The 17,725-nt window shown below is 44.4% G+C and carries 20 protein-coding genes; all 20 read right to left on the bottom strand.

What is annotated here, in order from left to right; translation table 11 throughout:
• Window positions 1–87: 87 nt before the first annotated feature.
• Complete coding sequence (locus GZ22_RS06855) at window positions 88–297, bottom strand: YlzJ-like family protein (RefSeq protein WP_038560352.1); 210 nt, start codon at window positions 295–297, stop codon at window positions 88–90.
• On the bottom strand, window positions 294–1,025 hold the full coding sequence (locus GZ22_RS06850; RefSeq protein WP_038560347.1) for a ClpP family protease: 732 nt from the start codon (window positions 1,023–1,025) through the stop codon (window positions 294–296). The genes GZ22_RS06855 and GZ22_RS06850 overlap by 4 nt, the downstream gene beginning before the upstream one ends.
• Window positions 1,026–1,125: 100 nt before the next feature.
• Window positions 1,126–1,989 carry a 4-hydroxy-tetrahydrodipicolinate synthase gene (dapA, locus tag GZ22_RS06845; protein WP_038560344.1) on the bottom strand — a complete coding sequence of 288 codons (864 nt, stop codon included), beginning with the start codon at window positions 1,987–1,989 and terminating at the stop codon, window positions 1,126–1,128.
• 35 nt (window positions 1,990–2,024) lie between these two features.
• The gene (dapG, locus tag GZ22_RS06840) at window positions 2,025–3,236 is read right to left on the bottom strand and encodes an aspartate kinase (protein WP_038560341.1); all 1,212 of its coding nucleotides are present in this window, start codon (window positions 3,234–3,236) and stop codon (window positions 2,025–2,027) included.
• Window positions 3,237–3,245: 9 nt separating this feature from the next.
• Window positions 3,246–4,295, bottom strand: coding sequence for an aspartate-semialdehyde dehydrogenase (locus GZ22_RS06835; RefSeq protein ID WP_038560338.1), 1,050 nt, complete (start codon window positions 4,293–4,295; stop codon window positions 3,246–3,248).
• Window positions 4,296–4,398: 103 nt separating this feature from the next.
• A complete protein-coding gene (gene dpaB / locus GZ22_RS06830; protein ID WP_038560334.1) occupies window positions 4,399–4,989 on the bottom strand; it encodes a dipicolinate synthase subunit B in 591 nt (196 codons plus the stop codon).
• A gap of 14 nt (window positions 4,990–5,003) precedes the next feature.
• Complete coding sequence (dpaA, locus tag GZ22_RS06825) at window positions 5,004–5,882, bottom strand: dipicolinic acid synthetase subunit A (RefSeq protein ID WP_038560331.1); 879 nt, start codon at window positions 5,880–5,882, stop codon at window positions 5,004–5,006.
• A gap of 152 nt (window positions 5,883–6,034) precedes the next feature.
• Window positions 6,035–6,265, bottom strand: a complete 231-nt coding sequence (locus tag GZ22_RS06820; protein ID WP_038560328.1) for a YlmC/YmxH family sporulation protein — start codon at window positions 6,263–6,265, stop codon at window positions 6,035–6,037.
• Between the two features lie 16 nt (window positions 6,266–6,281).
• Window positions 6,282–7,496, bottom strand: coding sequence for a M16 family metallopeptidase (locus GZ22_RS06815; protein WP_038565746.1), 1,215 nt, complete (start codon window positions 7,494–7,496; stop codon window positions 6,282–6,284).
• A 40-nt stretch (window positions 7,497–7,536) separates the two neighbouring features.
• Window positions 7,537–8,490, bottom strand: coding sequence for a polysaccharide deacetylase family protein (locus GZ22_RS06810; protein WP_245609703.1), 954 nt, complete (start codon window positions 8,488–8,490; stop codon window positions 7,537–7,539).
• 114 nt (window positions 8,491–8,604) lie between these two features.
• Window positions 8,605–10,731: a polyribonucleotide nucleotidyltransferase gene (locus GZ22_RS06805; RefSeq protein ID WP_038560320.1), complete on the bottom strand. Its 2,127-nt coding sequence runs from the start codon at window positions 10,729–10,731 to the stop codon at window positions 8,605–8,607.
• A 137-nt stretch (window positions 10,732–10,868) separates the two neighbouring features.
• Entirely contained in the window at window positions 10,869–11,138 is a 270-nt protein-coding gene (gene rpsO, locus GZ22_RS06800) for a 30S ribosomal protein S15 (protein WP_038560317.1), read from the bottom strand.
• Window positions 11,139–11,276: 138 nt separating this feature from the next.
• A complete protein-coding gene (locus tag GZ22_RS06795) occupies window positions 11,277–12,215 on the bottom strand; it encodes a bifunctional riboflavin kinase/FAD synthetase (protein ID WP_038560314.1) in 939 nt (312 codons plus the stop codon).
• Window positions 12,202–13,122: a tRNA pseudouridine(55) synthase TruB gene (gene truB / locus GZ22_RS06790; protein ID WP_038560311.1), complete on the bottom strand. Its 921-nt coding sequence runs from the start codon at window positions 13,120–13,122 to the stop codon at window positions 12,202–12,204. The genes GZ22_RS06795 and truB overlap by 14 nt, the downstream gene beginning before the upstream one ends.
• 74 nt (window positions 13,123–13,196) lie before the next feature.
• A complete protein-coding gene (gene rbfA / locus GZ22_RS06785; protein WP_038560306.1) occupies window positions 13,197–13,547 on the bottom strand; it encodes a 30S ribosome-binding factor RbfA in 351 nt (116 codons plus the stop codon).
• 30 nt (window positions 13,548–13,577) lie between these two features.
• Window positions 13,578–13,856, bottom strand: a complete 279-nt coding sequence (locus tag GZ22_RS06780; RefSeq protein WP_038560303.1) for a DUF503 domain-containing protein — start codon at window positions 13,854–13,856, stop codon at window positions 13,578–13,580.
• Window positions 13,853–16,009, bottom strand: coding sequence for a translation initiation factor IF-2 (gene infB, locus GZ22_RS06775; RefSeq protein ID WP_038560300.1), 2,157 nt, complete (start codon window positions 16,007–16,009; stop codon window positions 13,853–13,855). Before infB ends, GZ22_RS06780 begins: the two co-directional genes overlap by 4 nt.
• A 4-nt stretch (window positions 16,010–16,013) precedes the next feature.
• Complete coding sequence (locus tag GZ22_RS06770; protein WP_038560297.1) at window positions 16,014–16,331, bottom strand: L7Ae/L30e/S12e/Gadd45 family ribosomal protein; 318 nt, start codon at window positions 16,329–16,331, stop codon at window positions 16,014–16,016.
• On the bottom strand, window positions 16,328–16,600 hold the full coding sequence (gene rnpM, locus GZ22_RS06765) for an RNase P modulator RnpM (protein WP_038560293.1): 273 nt from the start codon (window positions 16,598–16,600) through the stop codon (window positions 16,328–16,330). The genes GZ22_RS06770 and rnpM overlap by 4 nt, the downstream gene beginning before the upstream one ends.
• A 15-nt stretch (window positions 16,601–16,615) precedes the next feature.
• A complete protein-coding gene (nusA, locus tag GZ22_RS06760; protein WP_038560290.1) occupies window positions 16,616–17,722 on the bottom strand; it encodes a transcription termination factor NusA in 1,107 nt (368 codons plus the stop codon).
• Window positions 17,723–17,725: the final 3 nt, after the last annotated feature.

Raw genomic sequence — 17,725 nt, 5'->3', positions numbered from 1 at the left:
ACGACAAGGGTTTTCTAATTCATACGTCAGTTTGCCATCTAAATTCAGTATAACATAGCTAGCAAAAAGACGAACGTACGTATTCATTTATAAGGAGAACAATTTTCCTGGTGCACAGTCTTCATCAAGAAAATCAGCAGGATCTGTCGACATCAGCTGGTGAACACGATACATACCGTTACCTAAGTGTTCGGCCTGAACTGTTTTTCCGTTATATTGCATAATTTGGTGAGCTTCAAATTGTGTTGCCTCAACAGGAAAAATATCTTCTGCGGCAAGCGGCGTATACAAAATCATTGTAATTCCCCGTTCATTGCTGCTTTCCGTTGCTCCATCAATTCATTCAGCTTTTTCATTGCATGCTGTACTCCACCGACTTCATGGATCAGTCCATAGGAAACAGCATCGGTTCCAACTACATTCGTACCGATGTCACGTGTGAGATTTCCTTTCGCAAACATAAGCTCCTTAAATTTATCTTCAGTTATCGAAGAATGAGAGGTGACGAAACTGATAACTCGGTCTTGCATTTTATCCAAGTATTCAAAAGTTTGAGGAACACCGATGACTAAGCCTGTTAGTCTGATTGGATGGATGGTCATTGTTGCAGTCGGCACGATAAAGCTATAATCCGTACTTACAGCTATTGGAGCCCCTATGCTATGGCCACCTCCGAGCACAATAGATACAGACGGCTTAGAAAGTGATGCAATCATCTCTGAAAGCGCAAGACCCGCTTCGACATCTCCTCCGACTGTATTCATCAGCACAATTAATCCTTCTATTTTTGGATTCTGCTCGATTGCGATCAACTGGGGAATGACGTGCTCATATTTTGTTGTTTTATTCTGCGGCGGCAGCTGCATATGTCCTTCTATCTGACCGATGATAGACAGCACGTGAACACGGGAATCAGGTGCCTGGGCAACTGACGTCTGTCCAAGTTGCTGGATTTTTTCGATTATGGATTTTCCGCCTGATTCTTCGTTTTCATTCTCTTGATTATCGTTACGTTCCTTAGCCATATTCCTAGCTCCTTTCCATACTTGCTTTTAGTATGGACAGTGAGCCAGGCACCATACATAAACAAAGAAGCAGGAGGGATCCTCCTGCTTCTTTCGTCATTTATTTCAATAGCTTACTGACATTCTCTTTTTCTTCATCCGTTAGTTCAACTAAAGGAAGACGGACACCGCCTACTGCGACACCTTTTTGATTCAATGCCTCTTTTACTGGTGTCGGATTCGGAGCCTGGAACAATCCTTGCATCACCGGCAGAATCTGCTGATGGATGCGTGCAGCTTCTCCGACATTCCCAGCTTCAAATGCCTGCAGCATAGCCTGCATTTCGTTACCGACAATGTGAGAAGAAACGGATACGATACCATCACCGCCAATAGCAGCTATTGGCAGGGTCAAATCATCGTCTCCGCTGTACAGACTAAAATCATCAGGCGTGCCTGTAATGACCTTTGTCATGCTGCTCAAGTCACCAGTGGAATCTTTCACAGAAACGATATTCGAAATCTTCGACAGCTCAATCACAGTTTCCGCTTCAATCTTAACAACAGAGCGTCCTGGGATATTATACAGCATGATCGGCAGTTTCGTACTATTTGCAACTGCTTCAAAATGTGCATATAATCCGCGCTGGTTTGGTTTATTGTAATACGGCGCAACGATTAGTGCTGCATCGACACCAATATCTTCTGCTTCTTTTGTAAGCTCAATACTCGCTTGCGTGTTGTTGCTGCCAGTTCCAGCTATGATCGGAATTCGTCCGCCTACCGTTTTCACTGCATGGCGAAACAAAGTAAGTTTTTCTTCGTGAGAAAGCGTTGGCGATTCGCCTGTCGTACCAGCTACGACGACGGCATCTGTTCCATTCTCGATCAAATAGTCGAGTAATCGAGTAGTGGCATCAAAATCAATCTGACCTTGATTATCGAATGGGGTTACCATTGCTGTAATAACTTTACCGAATTTCATCGTAAAACTCCTCTGCCTTCAACAGTTATCATCTCTTATAAACTAAGTTCGAATGTTGCATGGAGCGCATTCACCGCTGCTATAAGATCCTTTTCATTAATCAATACCCAAATAGTCGTATGACTATCCGCTGATTGCAGGATATCGATTTCTTTATCCGTCAAAGTTTGGACGATTTTGGCCGTCACGCCAGGAATACCTGTCATACCTGCTCCGACTAGAGATACTTTTGCACAGTTATTGATTACCTTCGGCTTTAGTCCAAGCTCACGAAGGATATCCTGCGCAAGCATTACCTGCTCGGCAGCAATCGTATACACGACACCATTTGGTGAAATATTGATAAAGTCTACCGAAATATTTGCTTCGGCCATTGCTTTGAAAACACGGGACTGCGTTTTATAAGCATCCGTATCCGTTTCAATCTTAATCTGAGAAATACCAGCTAGATGTGCGATACCGGTAATAAGCCGATCAGGAATATCCTTGCCTGCAAAATTGTCTCTGGATGACGTCACTAGCGTTCCTTCTGATAAGGAACCTGTAGATCTGACACGCATCGGAACCTTTGCCTGCATCGCTATTTCAACTGCACGCGGATGCACCACTTTTGCACCTTGATATGCCAAGTTGCATATTTCTGTATACGTAACCACATCGAGCATACGTGCTTCTTCTACAACACGCGGATCGGCAGTCATGATGCCTTCTACATCCGTAAAGATGTCAATGTACTCCGCTTGTAGAGCAGCACCGAGAGCAGCAGCAGATGTATCGCTTCCGCCCCGGCCAATTGTAGTAATCTCTCCATCTTCTGTCATACCTTGGAAGCCAGCTACGACGACAACATCATGTGCCTCTAGCTCCTTCCAAATCCGTTCAACTCGCATTTCCTTGATTTTTGCAGCTGTAAAATCTTCATTGGTAATAAAGCCAGCTTGTGCCCCAGTTAATGCGGCAGCTCGAATTCCTTTTGCATTGAGTGCATTTGAAAAGACGACAGAAGAGATGACCTCACCGCAGGATAGCAGCAAGTCCTTCTCTCGTTTAGATATATGCGTCTCACCTGGTACACCGATTAACCCTAGTAAAGAGTCGGTCGCGTATGGATCCGGATGTCTTCCGATTGCCGATACGACGACCACTACTTTATTCCCTGCTTGAAGCGCTGCTTCGATATGCTGGATGGCTTCCGCCTGATTATCCCTAACAGACGTACCGCCGAATTTCTGGACTAACACTTTCATTTCTACACCTCAGACTGTAAGCAAGTTATGTTGGATTAAGCGTTCTGCGATTTGTACGCTATTCCACGCTGCACCTTTCAAGAGGTTATCGGAAACAATCCACAGGTGGAATCCGTTGTCATGATCAGGATCCTTGCGCACTCTTCCTACAAATACTTCTTTCTTACCGGCTGCAGAAAGCGGCGTTGGATAAGTTTGTGTACTCGGATCATCCTCAAGTATGATTCCTTCAGCCGCAGCCAATTTCTCCTGTATTTCTTTTACAGTAAGACCGCTTTGACCAAGCTCCACATAGACGCTTTCCGCGTGGGAAGTGAAAACTGGAAGACGCACACAAGTTGCTGAAACATGAAGGTCTTCTGCATGCATGATTTTCTTCGTTTCATTGATCATTTTCATTTCTTCATATGTGTAGCCATTATCCTGGAACACATCGATTTGCGGCAGCGCATTGAATGCTACCGGGAAGTGACGTTTATCACCTTTGACTGGCAGGACACTTGCATCCATGTCCTCGCCGTTCAAGAATTGCTGTGCCTGATCTTTTAATTCGTCAATTGCAACTGCTCCAGCTCCGGATACAGCTTGGTAAGTAGAGACGATGATCCGAGATAGCCCGTAAGCTTCTTTTAGCGGTTCTAATGCTGCAACCATCTGGATTGTAGAGCAATTCGGGTTTGCAATGATTCCTTTATGGAGTTTCAGATCTTCTTCATTTACTTCTGGTACTACTAAAGGAACCTCTGGGTCCATCCGGAATGCACTCGTATTATCGACTACTACTGCTCCGCGCTTTGCTGCTTCCGGTGCCAATGCTTTGGAGACAGAACCACCTGCAGAGAATAATGCGATATCAACACCTTCAAAGCTTTCCGGTTTGGCTTCTTTCACAGTATAGCTTTTGCCTTTGAAATCTATTTGTTGTCCAGCAGATCTGCTGGAAGATAATAAGGATAGCTCGCTGATCGGAAAATTGCGTTCTGCGAGAGTTTCCAGCATTTTTTGGCCTACAGCGCCTGTCGCGCCTACTACTGCGATATGATAACCTTGCTGAGTCATGAATAACCCTCTCCTCTGTCTATCTAAATGGATACGTATAATAGTTTTAACGCTAGCACTATTCTATCACAATTTTTCTATCATAGGTTATCGTTTGAGGAGTTTAGGAAAAACGTTGGACCAGCACTGGCTGCAGCTGCTTGTATTGCAATGCGGCTTCAATCGTTTCCGGAAGTTTTGTCATATCAGCAACAAGGGAGTTCGGCTTTTTATAAGGATCGTCTTGTCCGAATGGGATGAAATACATGTATTTCGCTGCCATCAGCCGCATTAAGTTAACCCCATTCAGCCCTAAGGCATCATTCGTACTGATTCCTAAAACGATAGGTTTCTCATTTCGTAATGTAGCTTTCGTTGCCATAAGTACTGCGCTATCAGTGAGTGCATTGGCGAGCTTCGACATGCTGTTGCCTGTAAGCGGTGCTATGACCATGCAATCTAAAGGTTCACGAGGTCCTAACGGCTCTGCTTCAGGAATCGTTTTGATTATTTTAGTTTTAGTCAGATCACTTATTTTCTGCAAATGATCCTTGGCATCTCCAAAATACGTATCAGTAAATTGAACTGTGTTGCTGACAATCGGCACCACTTCTGCTCCAAGTTTCACCAACTGTTCGATTTGCGGGAAAATTTCACTGTACGTACAATGAGAGCCCGTAATACCGAAACCGATCCTTTTACCTGCTAAACTCATATGTTACTCCTCCTTCAGCTGTTGGTTAAAATCTGCTTAATGACGACGGACAATATATTTCCAGCAGTTTTCGGGGCGACAATACCAGGCAGGCTTAATGCATGGATCGCTTCAATCCCTCGTTTTTTCGCATAATCAAAGTCTACTCCGCCCGGCTTGGAAGCAAGATCGATGATCAGCGTCTGAACAGGCAGCTGTTCGATGATTGCTTTTTTCACAACAAGTGCTGGTATTGTATTGATCAGGATATCAGTATCCTTTACCATTTCCGGGAGACGATCGAGGAAAAAGGCGCGCATTCCCATTTCACTTATTCGAGCAATATCGGCATCGTGAATCGATCCGACTTGTACCTTAGCACCAAGTGCATCGAATTTGCTTGCCACGCTTATACCGACACGCCCGAACCCAAGCACAACGACCTTGGAGCCATGAATAGTGAAATCAGTATGTTTGATTGCAGTCATAATAGCTCCCTCGGCAGTAGGGATTGAATTATAAATTGCGACATCATCTCTGTCGAACAAGGAAACAAGACGCAAATTTCGTTTCTCGCATAATTTTGTAAGATAGTCATTTGTAATACCTGTAAAAATGACACAATCCTTTGGCAGTTGATCTACCCAGCTCTCGGTCAGCTGAATATTCTTATCGGAGAATACTGTTTCAATCTGTCCATTAGAGCCAACTCCGGGAATTGGAAGAATAATTGCGTCCAGACTTTTTGGATTTATGTCCTCCAACTCCCGCTGGATACCGCCGGTGAAGCTTTGACTGATTTGTTCGAAGCCCACCGCAAATACAGATGCATTCGCACTGCACTGTAAGCTGCGAATCATCTCCAAGTAGCGGGCATCACCGCCAAGAACAGCGATAGTCAATTCAGTGGTCAAATTCTCACCTCGCTTTGAAGCGTATTTTCTTAAACTTTCATCAATGAGATTAGTTGCTTTCGAGTTATCATATGAGGATTACCGCAAGGAGTGATTGAATTGAGGCATACTGTAAACACAAAAAAAGCCAGTGCTTTATGCACTGGCTACATTTACGTACGTATTAAAATCATATGTTTTCCGATTGTCTGGATTTCTTCCCAGGCAATTCGATTATCGCTGCCTTCCTTGCGCAACCCGAACCATTTGTAATTCGGTATGAGAAATGCATCGATTTTTCCTGTGACAGGGTTGAACTCTATATCAGTCTGACCAAGCACACCTAAACGTTCGCCATTGTTCACATCAATGATCTCTTTATCACCTATGTCCTTGAAACGCAAAGCAGATCAGCTCCTTTTATTTTGGTGCAACAATCGCTCTTGCCTGTTCCTTACCGAATATCTGCTGGATGACAGCATCGACATCATCCATCGTCACTTTATCGATCTTTTCGATTAATTCATTTAAGGATGGATGCTTTCCGAGCAGCAATTCATTACGGCCATTTCGGCTCATTCTGCTGTTTGTACTCTCCAGTCCAAGCATATAATTCCCTTTCAGCTGCTCCTTCGTATTACGGAACTCTTTGTCAGTGATGCCATCTGCTTTCAGCTTCTCCAACGTCAGACGGATTGTTTCCTGAAGCTCATCCAGCTGTTCTTTGCCAGTTCCGGCATAGATAGTGAGCATACCGCTGTCCAGGTATGTACTATGATAGGAGAACACAGAATAAGCCAAGCCTTTCTCCTCTCGCACATCCTGGAATAATCTTGAACTCATGCTACCGCCCAAGACATTGTTCACAACTGTCAGACTGTAGCTTGCTGGATCATCCAGCTCCAGACCCTGATACCCGATTGTTAAATGGGCTTGTTCTGTTTCCTTGGATCGGCTGATTGTATTTGGTATGAATGGAGGCGCATAAAGCGCTCTATGAGCAGATTCAGCTTGGAACGTACCAAACTGGTCCTCTACAGTCTTGATGAAAGATTCGTCCACATTACCAGCCACAGAAACGACCATTTTCTCCGGCACATAATGAGACTCTTTGTAATTTCTTACAGACTCACTTGTGAAACTCATAAGCGTGCTTTCCGTACCGAGAATAGGCAAGCCCAGTGGATGTTTTCCGTAAGCAGCTTCTGCTAGCCAGTCATGGATAATATCATCCGGCGTATCTTCTGCCATCTTGATTTCCTCAAGAACTACTTTCTGCTCCTTCTCAATTTCCTCTTGTAAAAATTGAGATTCAAAGAACATATCAGCTAACACTTCTAGTGCGAATTCTTTATGTGTATCCAGTACTTTAGCGTAATAGCATGTATATTCTTTTGAGGTAAATGCATTGACCATGCCTCCGATAGCATCGAATGCCTCTGCTAATTCTTTGGCGGAACGATTTTTCGTACCCTTGAAGAACATATGCTCTAAAAAGTGCGACAAACCATTATTCTTCTCTTCTTCATTTCTTGAACCAGTCAAAATCCAAATGCCGATCGTAACGGAACGTACAGATGGCATGTTTTCTACTACAACTCGTAGTCCATTTTTGCAAGTGTGCGTTTGCAGCAAATTTAAATCCTCCCAATCAGCAATGTAACTCGCTGTACCATTATCTTCCTTCATTCAATATCGTATCCAAAGTCGATACACTGTACCCTTTGTCTTCAATAGCTTTTAACATATCAGCTAATCCAGCCTCCACAACAGGAGTGGGATGCATCAAAATAAAAGCTCCCGGATGCAGTTTTTCGGTCACGCGTTTCATCATAACAGGAACTGTCGGTTTTTGCCAATCTATGGTATCGACAGACCAAAGAATGGTCTCCATTTCCTGATCATCGGCAGCCTGAATGGTTCCATCATTAAAGCTCCCGCTTGGAGGTGCAAAATAGACTGGTTTATCACCTGTAATCGCATGGATGATTTCATTCGTCTGGCTTATCTGCTCCGCCGAATCGGTCTGGCTCATTCGACTCATATCAGGATGGTTGTATGCGTGGTTCCCAATGACATGCCCTTCTTCCTTGATCATTTCGACTAGCTGGTTATGCTCTTTCGCCCATTTACCTTCAATAAAGAAATTAGCTTTGGCATTTGCATCCTTCAATGTCTGCAAGATTGCAGGAATGTGATCTTCTCCCCATGAGACATTGATTAATAAGGCAACCTGCTCCTGATCTTCCCTGGCGCGGTATATTGGCGATGCTGGCAGCTCATCCAGTGTTATTTCAGGTTTTACTTCTTTTACTACAAGCAGCTCCCTATCGAATATACCTGCCTTCTTCATCTTTTCCAAAGAAGCGTCGACATCTACCTTGATGCCAGCCTTTCCGGGCACCTTTTTCCATATCTTATCGATTCGCGCATTTTCAGCCGGCTGTTCGACTTCTTTGCGCACCGCTTCTATTTCCTGCCGTAGCTCCTGTTCATCTGTCCGTACTGCTATATCAGAAAAAACTGGATGATGGTTGACAGACGCTGTCTGATACGGCATATGCCCGCTATCGATGAGCAGAAATAGCAGTGTGACAAATACAACCAGGTGAATGATAATCCGGTGCATTCCCATCCCTCCTCTAATCTAGCTTATGAGGGGATGGGACAAGGAAGAACAAGCATAGCATGTTTATCCGTTTAAAAAAAAGAAACTGGCTAGACCAGTTTCTTCTCTCTTACATTATTCTGCAGTTTCCTGCTCTTCTTTTTCTTTCTTAGCCTCGACCAATAACTGTTTATGTGAAAGGTTTACTCGTCCTTGACGGTCGATTTCCTTAACCTTCACTTTCAGTTTATCACCGATCTTAACAACATCCTCAACCTTACCTACACGTTCTTCAGCAAGCTCAGAGATATGAACCAAGCCGTCTTTTCCTTTGAACAATTCAACGAAGGCTCCGAATTTCTCGATTCGCTTCACTGTACCGTCGTAAACTTCGCCAACTTCGACTTCGCGTACGATGTCTGAGATAATCTGCTTCGCTTGTTCATTCTTCACAGATTCAGTTGAAGAAATGAATACAGTACCGTCTTGTTCAATATCAATCTTGACGCCAGTTTCTTCGATGATCTTATTGATTTGCTTACCGCTCGGTCCGATTACATCACGGATCTTATCCGGATTAATTGTCATAGTCAGGATCTTAGGAGCATAAGCGGAAAGCTCTTCCTTCGGTTCACTGATTGTTGACATCATATGACCAAGAATCTCCAGACGGCCTTTACGTGCTTGTGTAAGTGCCTCTTCTAAGATTTCACGGCTTAAGCCTTCGATTTTAATATCCATTTGCAGGGCTGTTACACCTTTTTCAGTACCGGCAACTTTAAAGTCCATATCGCCTAGTGCATCTTCCATACCTTGGATATCAGTAAGGATTGTATAATCATCACCAGATGCTACAAGACCCATTGCGATTCCGGCAACTGGTGCTTTGATTGGTACACCCGCAGCCATCATAGCCATCGTGCTGGCACAGATACTAGCCTGTGAAGTTGAGCCGTTTGATTCTAGGATTTCAGATACAAGTCGAATTGTATAAGGGAAATCCTTCTCATCAGGTATAACTTTCTCCAAAGCACGCTCACCAAGTGCACCATGTCCGATTTCACGACGGCCTGGTCCTCTGATTGGCCCAGTCTCTCCGACACTGAAATGCGGGAAGTTATAGTGATGCATGAAACGTTTTGTTTCTTCTGTATCCAAGCCATCAAGAATCTGTACATCACCAAGTGCGCCTAATGTACAAACACTAAGTGCCTGAGTCTGGCCACGTGTGAATAAAGCAGATCCGTGTGTACGAGGAAGTACGCCAATACGAGAAGACAATGGACGGATTTCATCCACTCCACGACCATCAGGACGAATCTTGTCCTTCGTGATAGCACGACGAACTTCTTCCTTCACAAGCTTGTCAAGGATGCCCTTCACTTGCTTGATCGTAGCTTCATCGGTTTCTTGTTCTTCATAGAACGCTACTATTTCGTTTTTCACTTCACTGATTGCCGCTTCGCGTGCTTTTTTCTCATGCACCTCGATTGCTGCTTTCAGCTGATCATAGCAGCGGCTCTTAACATCTTCAGTCAATTCCTTGTCCAAATCGAAGAGCTTAACTTCCATCTTCTCTTTACCGACAGCAGCAGCGATCTCTTCTTGGAAAGCAACAAGTCGTTTGATCTCTTCGTGACCGAACATGATTGCTTCAAGCATGATGTCTTCTGGCACTTCTTGCGCGCCTGCTTCTACCATGTTGATTGCATCTTTAGTTCCAGCTACAGTTAGGTCAATATCACTTTTCTCTTGTTGTTCTTTCGTAGGGTTAATGACGAATTCGCCATCAACACGACCGACGACCACACCAGCGATCGGACCGTGGAATGGGATATCAGAAATGCTTAGCGCAATGGAAGAACCGATCATCGCAGCAATTTCAGAAGAATAATCCTGATCCACACTCATAACCATGCTGATAACTTGTACATCATTACGGAATCCATCCGGGAATAGAGGACGAATTGGACGGTCGATTAGACGTGAAGCAAGTACTGCTTTCTCACTCGGACGTCCTTCTCGTTTGATGAAACCGCCTGGTATTTTACCTACTGCATATAGTCTTTCTTCGTAGTTCACTGTCAGCGGGAAGAACGGTAGGTCCTTCGGTTCCTTCGAACCAGTGACAGTGGATAGTACGGATGTATCGCCGTACTGGATGAGACAAGCGCCGTTCGCTTGCTTGGCAAGTTCTCCAATTTCAACAGAGAAAGTCTGTCCGGAAATCTCAGTGGAGAACACTTGTTTTTGGTCTGCCATGAATAAAGCCCCTCTCATTTATCTTGCATCATGTCCTGTCTGTATTATGCTCCAGTTCAGGCAACGTTTATAACACTATGTAAAATAGGTTTTCTCCTATAGAAAAAGCGGGAATAATTCCCGCTTCTTAGTCAATCTTATCGGCGTAGGCCAAGTTTTTGAATTAGATCACGGTAACGTGTAACATCTTTATCGCGAAGATAGTTCAACAAGTTACGACGGCGACCAACCATTTTTAATAGGCCACGACGTGAATGGTGATCTTTTTTGTGTGTACGAAGGTGATCGTTAAGTGTAGTGATTTCCTCCGTCAAAACAGCGATCTGTACTTCTGGTGAACCAGTGTCAGTGTCATGTGTTTTGTATTCTGCGATAAGTTGATTCTTACGTTCTTTTGTAATTGCCATTTGTTATTCCTCCTGAAAAATCTATTTGTAAACCCCATTCCCCGAGCAATCGCCGGAGCAGCAAATTGCCAAGCGAAGGTTTTCCATAGTCCAGATTACACTTTTTACAGACAGATTGCAAGTCTCTGGGACATGATTCTATGCAAAATATGCGCTAATTTGCTCTTTATCTCGATTCAGCTGTGCAACAAGTGCATCAATTCCGTTGAATTTGACTTCTTCCCGAATGAATTTCCTCCAGGAAACAGTCACATCTTCTCCGTAGATTTGTTCGTCGAATTCAAGGATGTGTACCTCCAAATTCGGTACCACTGCATCCTGCTGGAAGGTCGGCTTGAAGCCTAGGTTCGCCATGCCAGCATATGTTTGCCCTTTAACCAGCACCTCTACAGCGTAAACACCAACCTTTGGTAAGAAATACTCCTCAGCGATACGGATATTCGCCGTCGGATAGCCGATTGTGCGGCCTCGCTGATCACCTGTGATAACTTCTCCAGTCAACGTAAGCGGATGACCAAGTAAATCTACAGCACCTTCGATATCACCGTTACCTACCAGCTGACGGATTTTTGTCGAACTAATTTTTTCTTCCGCACTCTCTACTTTCGCTACCGCCTCATACGTAAAGGTATGCTGCTCAGCAGCTTTCTGAAGGGTATCCGCATTCCCTGCACCTTTTTTGCCGTATGTGAAGTCAAATCCGGATACTAAGTGACGAACTGCCAATCCGTTGATAAAGCGTTCGATGAAATTCTCCGGACTAAGACCAGCTAAATCTTTCGTGAAGCCAATCAAATAAAGATAATCGATGCCCATATTTTCCAGAATTGCTTCCTTTTCATGAAGCGGCGTCAGGTAATCCTCTCTAGTGTCCGCTTTGCCCAACACAACGGATGGATGCGGATGAAAGGTAACAACTGCACTTTTCAGCTGATTTTCCTGGGCAGCATCTATTGCATGCTTGATGACTTCTTGATGTCCGCGGTGAATGCCATCGAAAAAACCGATAGCTGCACTTACAGCCGGCATGTCATCCAGTTTCATTGTTTCTGAATAATTTAATTTAATCGTTTGCATCTGTGCCACCTGCTTTCCCTGATACGAATACTCGTTTTGGCTTCAGTAAATGTGGATAATCAGGATGTGTCTCATAAATACCGAGAAGCTGATCAGCTTTTTGTACACGGTAGAGATCTGCTTCCGCCGGCCGCGTGAGACGCTGGCCGTACCTGACCTTTAGTTCAATTGCTTCATCTGCCTCGATCAGCGGCATAAATTCAATCGCTTTCGTGACCGGCTGCAGCAATTGTTCCATATTTCCTGCTTCCATTGCCTCTTCCATTTTAGCAAAAGTAACCGTATCCTGTGTACGAAATGCTCCAGCCTGAGTCCGTTCCAGGCTGCTCATATGAGCCGGGTAGCCAAGAGCCTTGCCAATATCCACGCATAAAGTCCGAATATAAGTACCTTTCGAACAGCTGACCGTAAAACGGAACACGCTTCCATCTTCGCTTACAGATGCTTTATCCAGTACAATTTCGTGAATCGTCACATGTCGAACTGGACGCTCCACGTGTTCCCCTTTCCGGGCGTATTCATATAGTTTGCGGCCGTTTACCTTAACAGCAGAATACATTGGCGGAATCTGTTCGATGTCTCCAGTAAACGCTTGGAGTACCTTTTCAATTGCTTGCAAAGATATCGGTTCAGATACCGGTTTTTCTTCTATCACTTCACCACTTTTATCTTCCGTCTCAGTTGAAGTACCTAGTGTTATCTCAGCCACATAAGTTTTCGATGTATCTGTCAAATACGGTACAACCTTCGTTGCCTGACCAATACAAAGCGGCAATACACCCTCTACGTCTGGATCAAGCGTACCTGTATGCCCGATTTTTTTGGTTTGTAAAATCTTGCGTGCTTTGAACACACAATCGTGGGAAGTCATCCCCTTTGGTTTCCATAACGCTAGGATCCCATTCACTGCCAGCACCCCTTTTTTATGTAAAAAAAGAATCCCTTCCTCCCATGAAGGGCGAAGGGATTCTCCGTTGTCTCTTATCTATCGGAATCGTCAAGCTCTTTAAGAAGATGCTCGATCCGATTACCTTGTTCAACAGCTTCGTCGAATTCAAATGCAAGTTCCGGTGTTTTACGCAAACGGATGCGTTTGCCGATTTCGGAACGGATGAATCCTTTTGCCTTCGCAAGGCCAAGAAGTGTGTTATGCTTCTGCTTCTCTTCGCCAAGGACGGAGATGTAGACTTTCGCCTGCTGTAGGTCTCCAGTCACTTCAACATCTGTCACTGTTACGAAGCCGATTCGCGGATCTTTAATTTTTCTTGAAATAATGTCGCCAAGCTCTTTTTTCATTTGCTCTGCAACACGATTTGCACGTAGTTCACTCATATAATCACCTCATCATCATTCGGAGGGATGCTAAAGCCACTGTTTATCAGTAACTGTTCTCTCGATCTCCGGAAAAGAATCAATCAAGGCAAGCGCCTGGTCCATCACACGTTCAGCACGAACACGATCAGGAGAGGTCGTAACCAGCTCAAAGCAAGTGCGCTGCCATAAATCATGGTAGTCAGCTTCGCTGATGCTGATATTGAAGGACCCTCCAATTCGCGTTGTGATCCGTTTGACAACTGAACGCTTATCCTTGAGAGAATGCGCGTCATAGATCATACATTCTACAACGGCAGCCAGAATCATTTTCTTTCGATTTCTTCCATTACATATGCTTCAAAGACGTCGCCCTCTTTAAGATCATGGAAGTTATTCAAAGTGATTCCACACTCGTAGTTTGTAGCAACTTCACGAACATCATCCTTGAAACGTTTCAGGGAATCAATTTCGTCTTCCACGATAACTACACCATCACGGATGACACGGATGGAAGCATCACGTGTAATTTTACCTTCTGTTACATAGCTTCCTGCAATCGTACCGATACGGGATACTTTAATAATTTGACGAACTTCCGCTTGTCCGATGACTTTCTCTTCGAACTCAGGATCAAGCATCCCTTTCATTGCGGATTCGATTTCTTCGATAACTTTGTAGATGATGCGGTGCTGACGGATATCGACGTTTTCAGATTCCGCTGCTTTCTTCGCATTACCATCCGGACGAACGTTAAAGCCGATGATAATCGCATTTGAAGCAGATGCCAGGATGACATCAGATTCTGTAATTGCACCTACACCAGTATGAATGATGCGGACTTTTACGCCTTCTACTTCGATTTTCTCTAAGGATGCAGCCATCGCTTCTACGGAACCATGTACGTCCGCTTTCACGATTAAGTTGATATCTTTCACTTCACCTTGTTTGATCTGGTTAAACAGATCTTCAAGGCTGACACGTGCGCCAGTAGAACGGTTTTGTTCTACTTGCTTCTGCTGTCTTGCCTCACCGACTTGACGAGCTTGTTTCTCGTCTTCAAATACCATGAATTGTTCACCGGCATTTGGTACGACGTTCAATCCTGTAATCTCAACTGGCGTGGATGGAGGAGCTGTTTTCACACGGCGTCCCATATCATTCACCATTGCACGTACACGGCCAAATGCATTACCAACAACAATACTGTCACCGATATTAAGCGTACCATTCTGAACAAGCAATGTAGCAACTGGGCCGCGACCTTTATCCAATTGTGCTTCAATTACAGTACCTTCAGCTAAACGGTTCGGGTTCGCTTTCAATTCTTCAACCTCAGTTACGAGCAAGATCATTTCAAGCAGATCATCGATACCTTCGCGTTTTTTCGCAGATAGTTGGACGAAAATTGTGTCGCCGCCCCAATCCTCAGGAATTAGGCCATGCTCAGTAAGCTCCTGCATAACTCGGTCGGGGTTTGCACCTTCCAAGTCGATTTTGTTTACTGCTATGATGATTGGAACCTCAGCAGCTTTCGCATGGTTGATAGCTTCGACTGTTTGAGGCATAACGCCATCATCCGCAGCTACAACAAGGATTGCGATATCTGTAACTTGTGCACCGCGGGAACGCATGCTAGTGAAAGCCGCGTGACCAGGTGTATCAAGGAACGTGATTTTCTTACCATTTTCTTCAACTTGATACGCCCCGATATGCTGTGTGATTCCGCCAGCTTCGCCTTCCGTCACTTTCGTATCACGGATAGAATCAAGAAGTGTTGTTTTACCGTGGTCAACGTGTCCCATGATTGTAACAACAGCAGGACGTTCTTGCATGTCTTCTGTTTTATCTTCGATTTTGTAGTTATCTAGATCCGTTACATCAACATCTACTTCTTCTTCCACTTCAACGTCGTATTCTGCACAAATCATTTCAAGAGCATCTTTATCCAATTCCTGGTTCTTCGTTGCCATGACACCCTGAAGGAAGAGCTTCTTGATGATTTCAGTGGACTCCCTATGAAGTTTCGCTGCCAATTCACTGACAGTCAAAGACCCTTTGAAGGTGATTTTATCTGGAGTCGGCATTTCCGGACGCTTCTGCTGCGGTGCTTTATTGCGGTTATTGTTACGGCCGCCGCGTCTGTTGTTGTTCTGTCCGCCTTTGCCTGGTCTTTTAGCGCCATTACGCTGCTGTTGGTTGCGGTTCTGTGCACCGCCGCCGCTCTTGCTTTTAGGCTTATTGTTCTGTCCGCTATTATTTGCTGAGTTAGTTGTGTTTGCTGAGTTCCCCGTTTTAATCGCTACTTTCTCGCTACCCGCGCTTTTTGCTGTGAAGCTTTTATCCAGTCTGTCCTTTGCCGTTTCATTAATCGTGGACATATGGTTAGTTACTTCGATATTCATATCTTTCAATTTCGTGATAATTTCCTTACTGGAAACGTTCTTTTCTTTTGCGTATTCATAAACACGAATCTTTGACATACGTTCACCTCCGAGTGGATTCAGTGAGCAAAGATTTCAATTTGTCTGCAAAGCCTTGATCCATAATGGCAATTGCGACTCTGCCGGATTTACCAATCGCTTGTGATAATTGATCCCGGTCCTCCTCTACCTGCAGGAAGTCAATGTTGTAGAAATCAGTCTTGTTGCGAAGTTTCTTTAAGGTTTGAGGACCGACATCACTGGCAGCTATTACTAGCTTTGCTTTCTGCCGCTGGACTTCGCGGACAATTGCATCTTCCCCGAAGGTGCATTGTCCGGCACGTACAGCTAAGCCTAACAAATTCAAATAATTTTTACTCATGAGTTCTGACCTTTCGCTAATCGCTCAAGTTCTTCATAAATAGAATCATCGATCTGTGTATTCAAGTGGCGCGCCAGCGTATTTTGTTTCTTCGCTTTTTCTATGATAGCCGTATCCTTAGAGACATACGCACCGCGACCGTTCTTCTTGCCGGTTTCATCCACAAAGACTTCGCCTTCCTTGCTGCGGACAACCCGGATCAGTTCCTGTTTTGGCTTCATTTCGTTGGAAACCACACATTTTCGAAGCGGAACTTTCTTTTCTTTCATTTACAGCGCCCCTTATCAATATGTGTCTTCGTCGTCAAAATCGTCGAAGTCGTCTGCTTCTGCATCTTGCTTAGTCAATATGCCAAGCTCGATTGCTTCAGTCTCAGATTTGATATCGATTTTCCAGCCTGTTAATTTCGCTGCCAAACGGGCGTTTTGACCACGTTTACCGATTGCAAGGCTCAGCTGGTAATCAGGTACGATGACCGTTGTCGCTTTTTCATCCTCATCAACAAGAACAGAGATGACCTTGGAAGGACTAAGCGCATTTGATACGTATTCTACAGGATCTTCCGACCACTCAACGATATCAATTTTTTCACCTTTAAGCTCATTCACGATTGCTTGGACACGCTGACCGCGCTGACCAACGCAGGAACCGACCGGATCAACTTCTGCTTGAGATGCGTATACAGAAATCTTCGAACGATCTCCAGCTTCACGTGCTACAGAACGAATCTCTACAGTACCATCATAAATTTCTGGCACTTCCATTTCAAATAATCGCTTCAAAAGACCTGGATGAGTCCGAGAAACAAAAATGCTTGGTCCTTTGTTCGTGTTCTCCACTTTCGTTACATATACCTTCAAGCGATCATGGATTTCATATTTCTCCGTAGACATCTGTTCGCTTTCCGGCAATTTCGCTTCGATTTTTCCAAGATCAACATAGATGAATCTTGGATCATTGCGGGAGACGATACCAGTCATGACATCTTCTTCCCGATCTGCGTATTCACTAAAGATCACGCCGCGCTCTGCCTCACGTACACGCTGTGTAACGACTTGCTTCGCTGCCTGCGCTGCAATTCGGCCAAAGTCCTTCGGTGTTACTTCAATTTCAACAACATCACCGATATCGTACGTACCGGAAATAGCACGAGCTTCATCCAGTGTCATCTGTTGCTGACTGTCATCGACTTCCTCGACAACATCTTTACGGGCAAATACTTTCATGGACCCAGTTGTTTCATTCAAATCAACACGTACATTCGTAGCTGATTTGAAGTTCTTTTTATAAGCGGAGATCAAGGCTGCTTCCAGCGCTTCGATCAGGACGTCCTTATTAATCCCTTTCTCTTTCTCCAAATAAGTAATGGCATCAAAAAGCTCGCTGCTCACTCG

This window comes from Terribacillus saccharophilus (genome assembly GCF_000725365.1).
Classification (GTDB): Bacteria; Bacillota; Bacilli; order Bacillales; family Amphibacillaceae; genus Terribacillus; species Terribacillus saccharophilus.
The sequence above is the reverse complement of the archived record's forward strand: the minus strand, read 5'-3'. Positions and strand labels throughout refer to the sequence as shown.

Excerpts from the sequence above, each read along its gene's own strand:
- dapA (WP_038560344.1), bottom strand. The coding sequence starts at position 1,989 with ATGAAATTCGGTAAAGTTATTACAGCAATGGTAACCCCATTCGATAAT.
- GZ22_RS06855 (WP_038560352.1), bottom strand. The coding sequence starts at position 297 with ATGATTTTGTATACGCCGCTTGCCGCAGAAGATATTTTTCCTGTTGAG.
- GZ22_RS06770 (WP_038560297.1), bottom strand. The coding sequence starts at position 16,331 with ATGAGTAAAAATTATTTGAATTTGTTAGGCTTAGCTGTACGTGCCGGA.
- GZ22_RS06835 (WP_038560338.1), bottom strand. The coding sequence starts at position 4,295 with ATGACTCAGCAAGGTTATCATATCGCAGTAGTAGGCGCGACAGGCGCT.
- GZ22_RS06805 (WP_038560320.1), bottom strand. The coding sequence starts at position 10,731 with ATGGCAGACCAAAAACAAGTGTTCTCCACTGAGATTTCCGGACAGACT.
- GZ22_RS06850 (WP_038560347.1), bottom strand. The coding sequence starts at position 1,025 with ATGGCTAAGGAACGTAACGATAATCAAGAGAATGAAAACGAAGAATCA.
- infB (WP_038560300.1), bottom strand. The coding sequence starts at position 16,009 with ATGTCAAAGATTCGTGTTTATGAATACGCAAAAGAAAAGAACGTTTCC.
- dapG (WP_038560341.1), bottom strand. The coding sequence starts at position 3,236 with ATGAAAGTGTTAGTCCAGAAATTCGGCGGTACGTCTGTTAGGGATAAT.
- GZ22_RS06810 (WP_245609703.1), bottom strand. The coding sequence starts at position 8,490 with ATGCACCGGATTATCATTCACCTGGTTGTATTTGTCACACTGCTATTT.
- dpaB (WP_038560334.1), bottom strand. The coding sequence starts at position 4,989 with ATGAGTTTAGCAGGTAAAAGGATCGGTTTCGGTATTACGGGCTCTCAT.
- GZ22_RS06795 (WP_038560314.1), bottom strand. The coding sequence starts at position 12,215 with ATGCAAACGATTAAATTAAATTATTCAGAAACAATGAAACTGGATGAC.
- rbfA (WP_038560306.1), bottom strand. The coding sequence starts at position 13,547 with ATGAGTGAACTACGTGCAAATCGTGTTGCAGAGCAAATGAAAAAAGAG.
- rpsO (WP_038560317.1), bottom strand. The coding sequence starts at position 11,138 with ATGGCAATTACAAAAGAACGTAAGAATCAACTTATCGCAGAATACAAA.
- GZ22_RS06780 (WP_038560303.1), bottom strand. The coding sequence starts at position 13,856 with ATGATTCTGGCTGCCGTTGTAGAATGTATGATCTATGACGCGCATTCT.
- rnpM (WP_038560293.1), bottom strand. The coding sequence starts at position 16,600 with ATGAAAGAAAAGAAAGTTCCGCTTCGAAAATGTGTGGTTTCCAACGAA.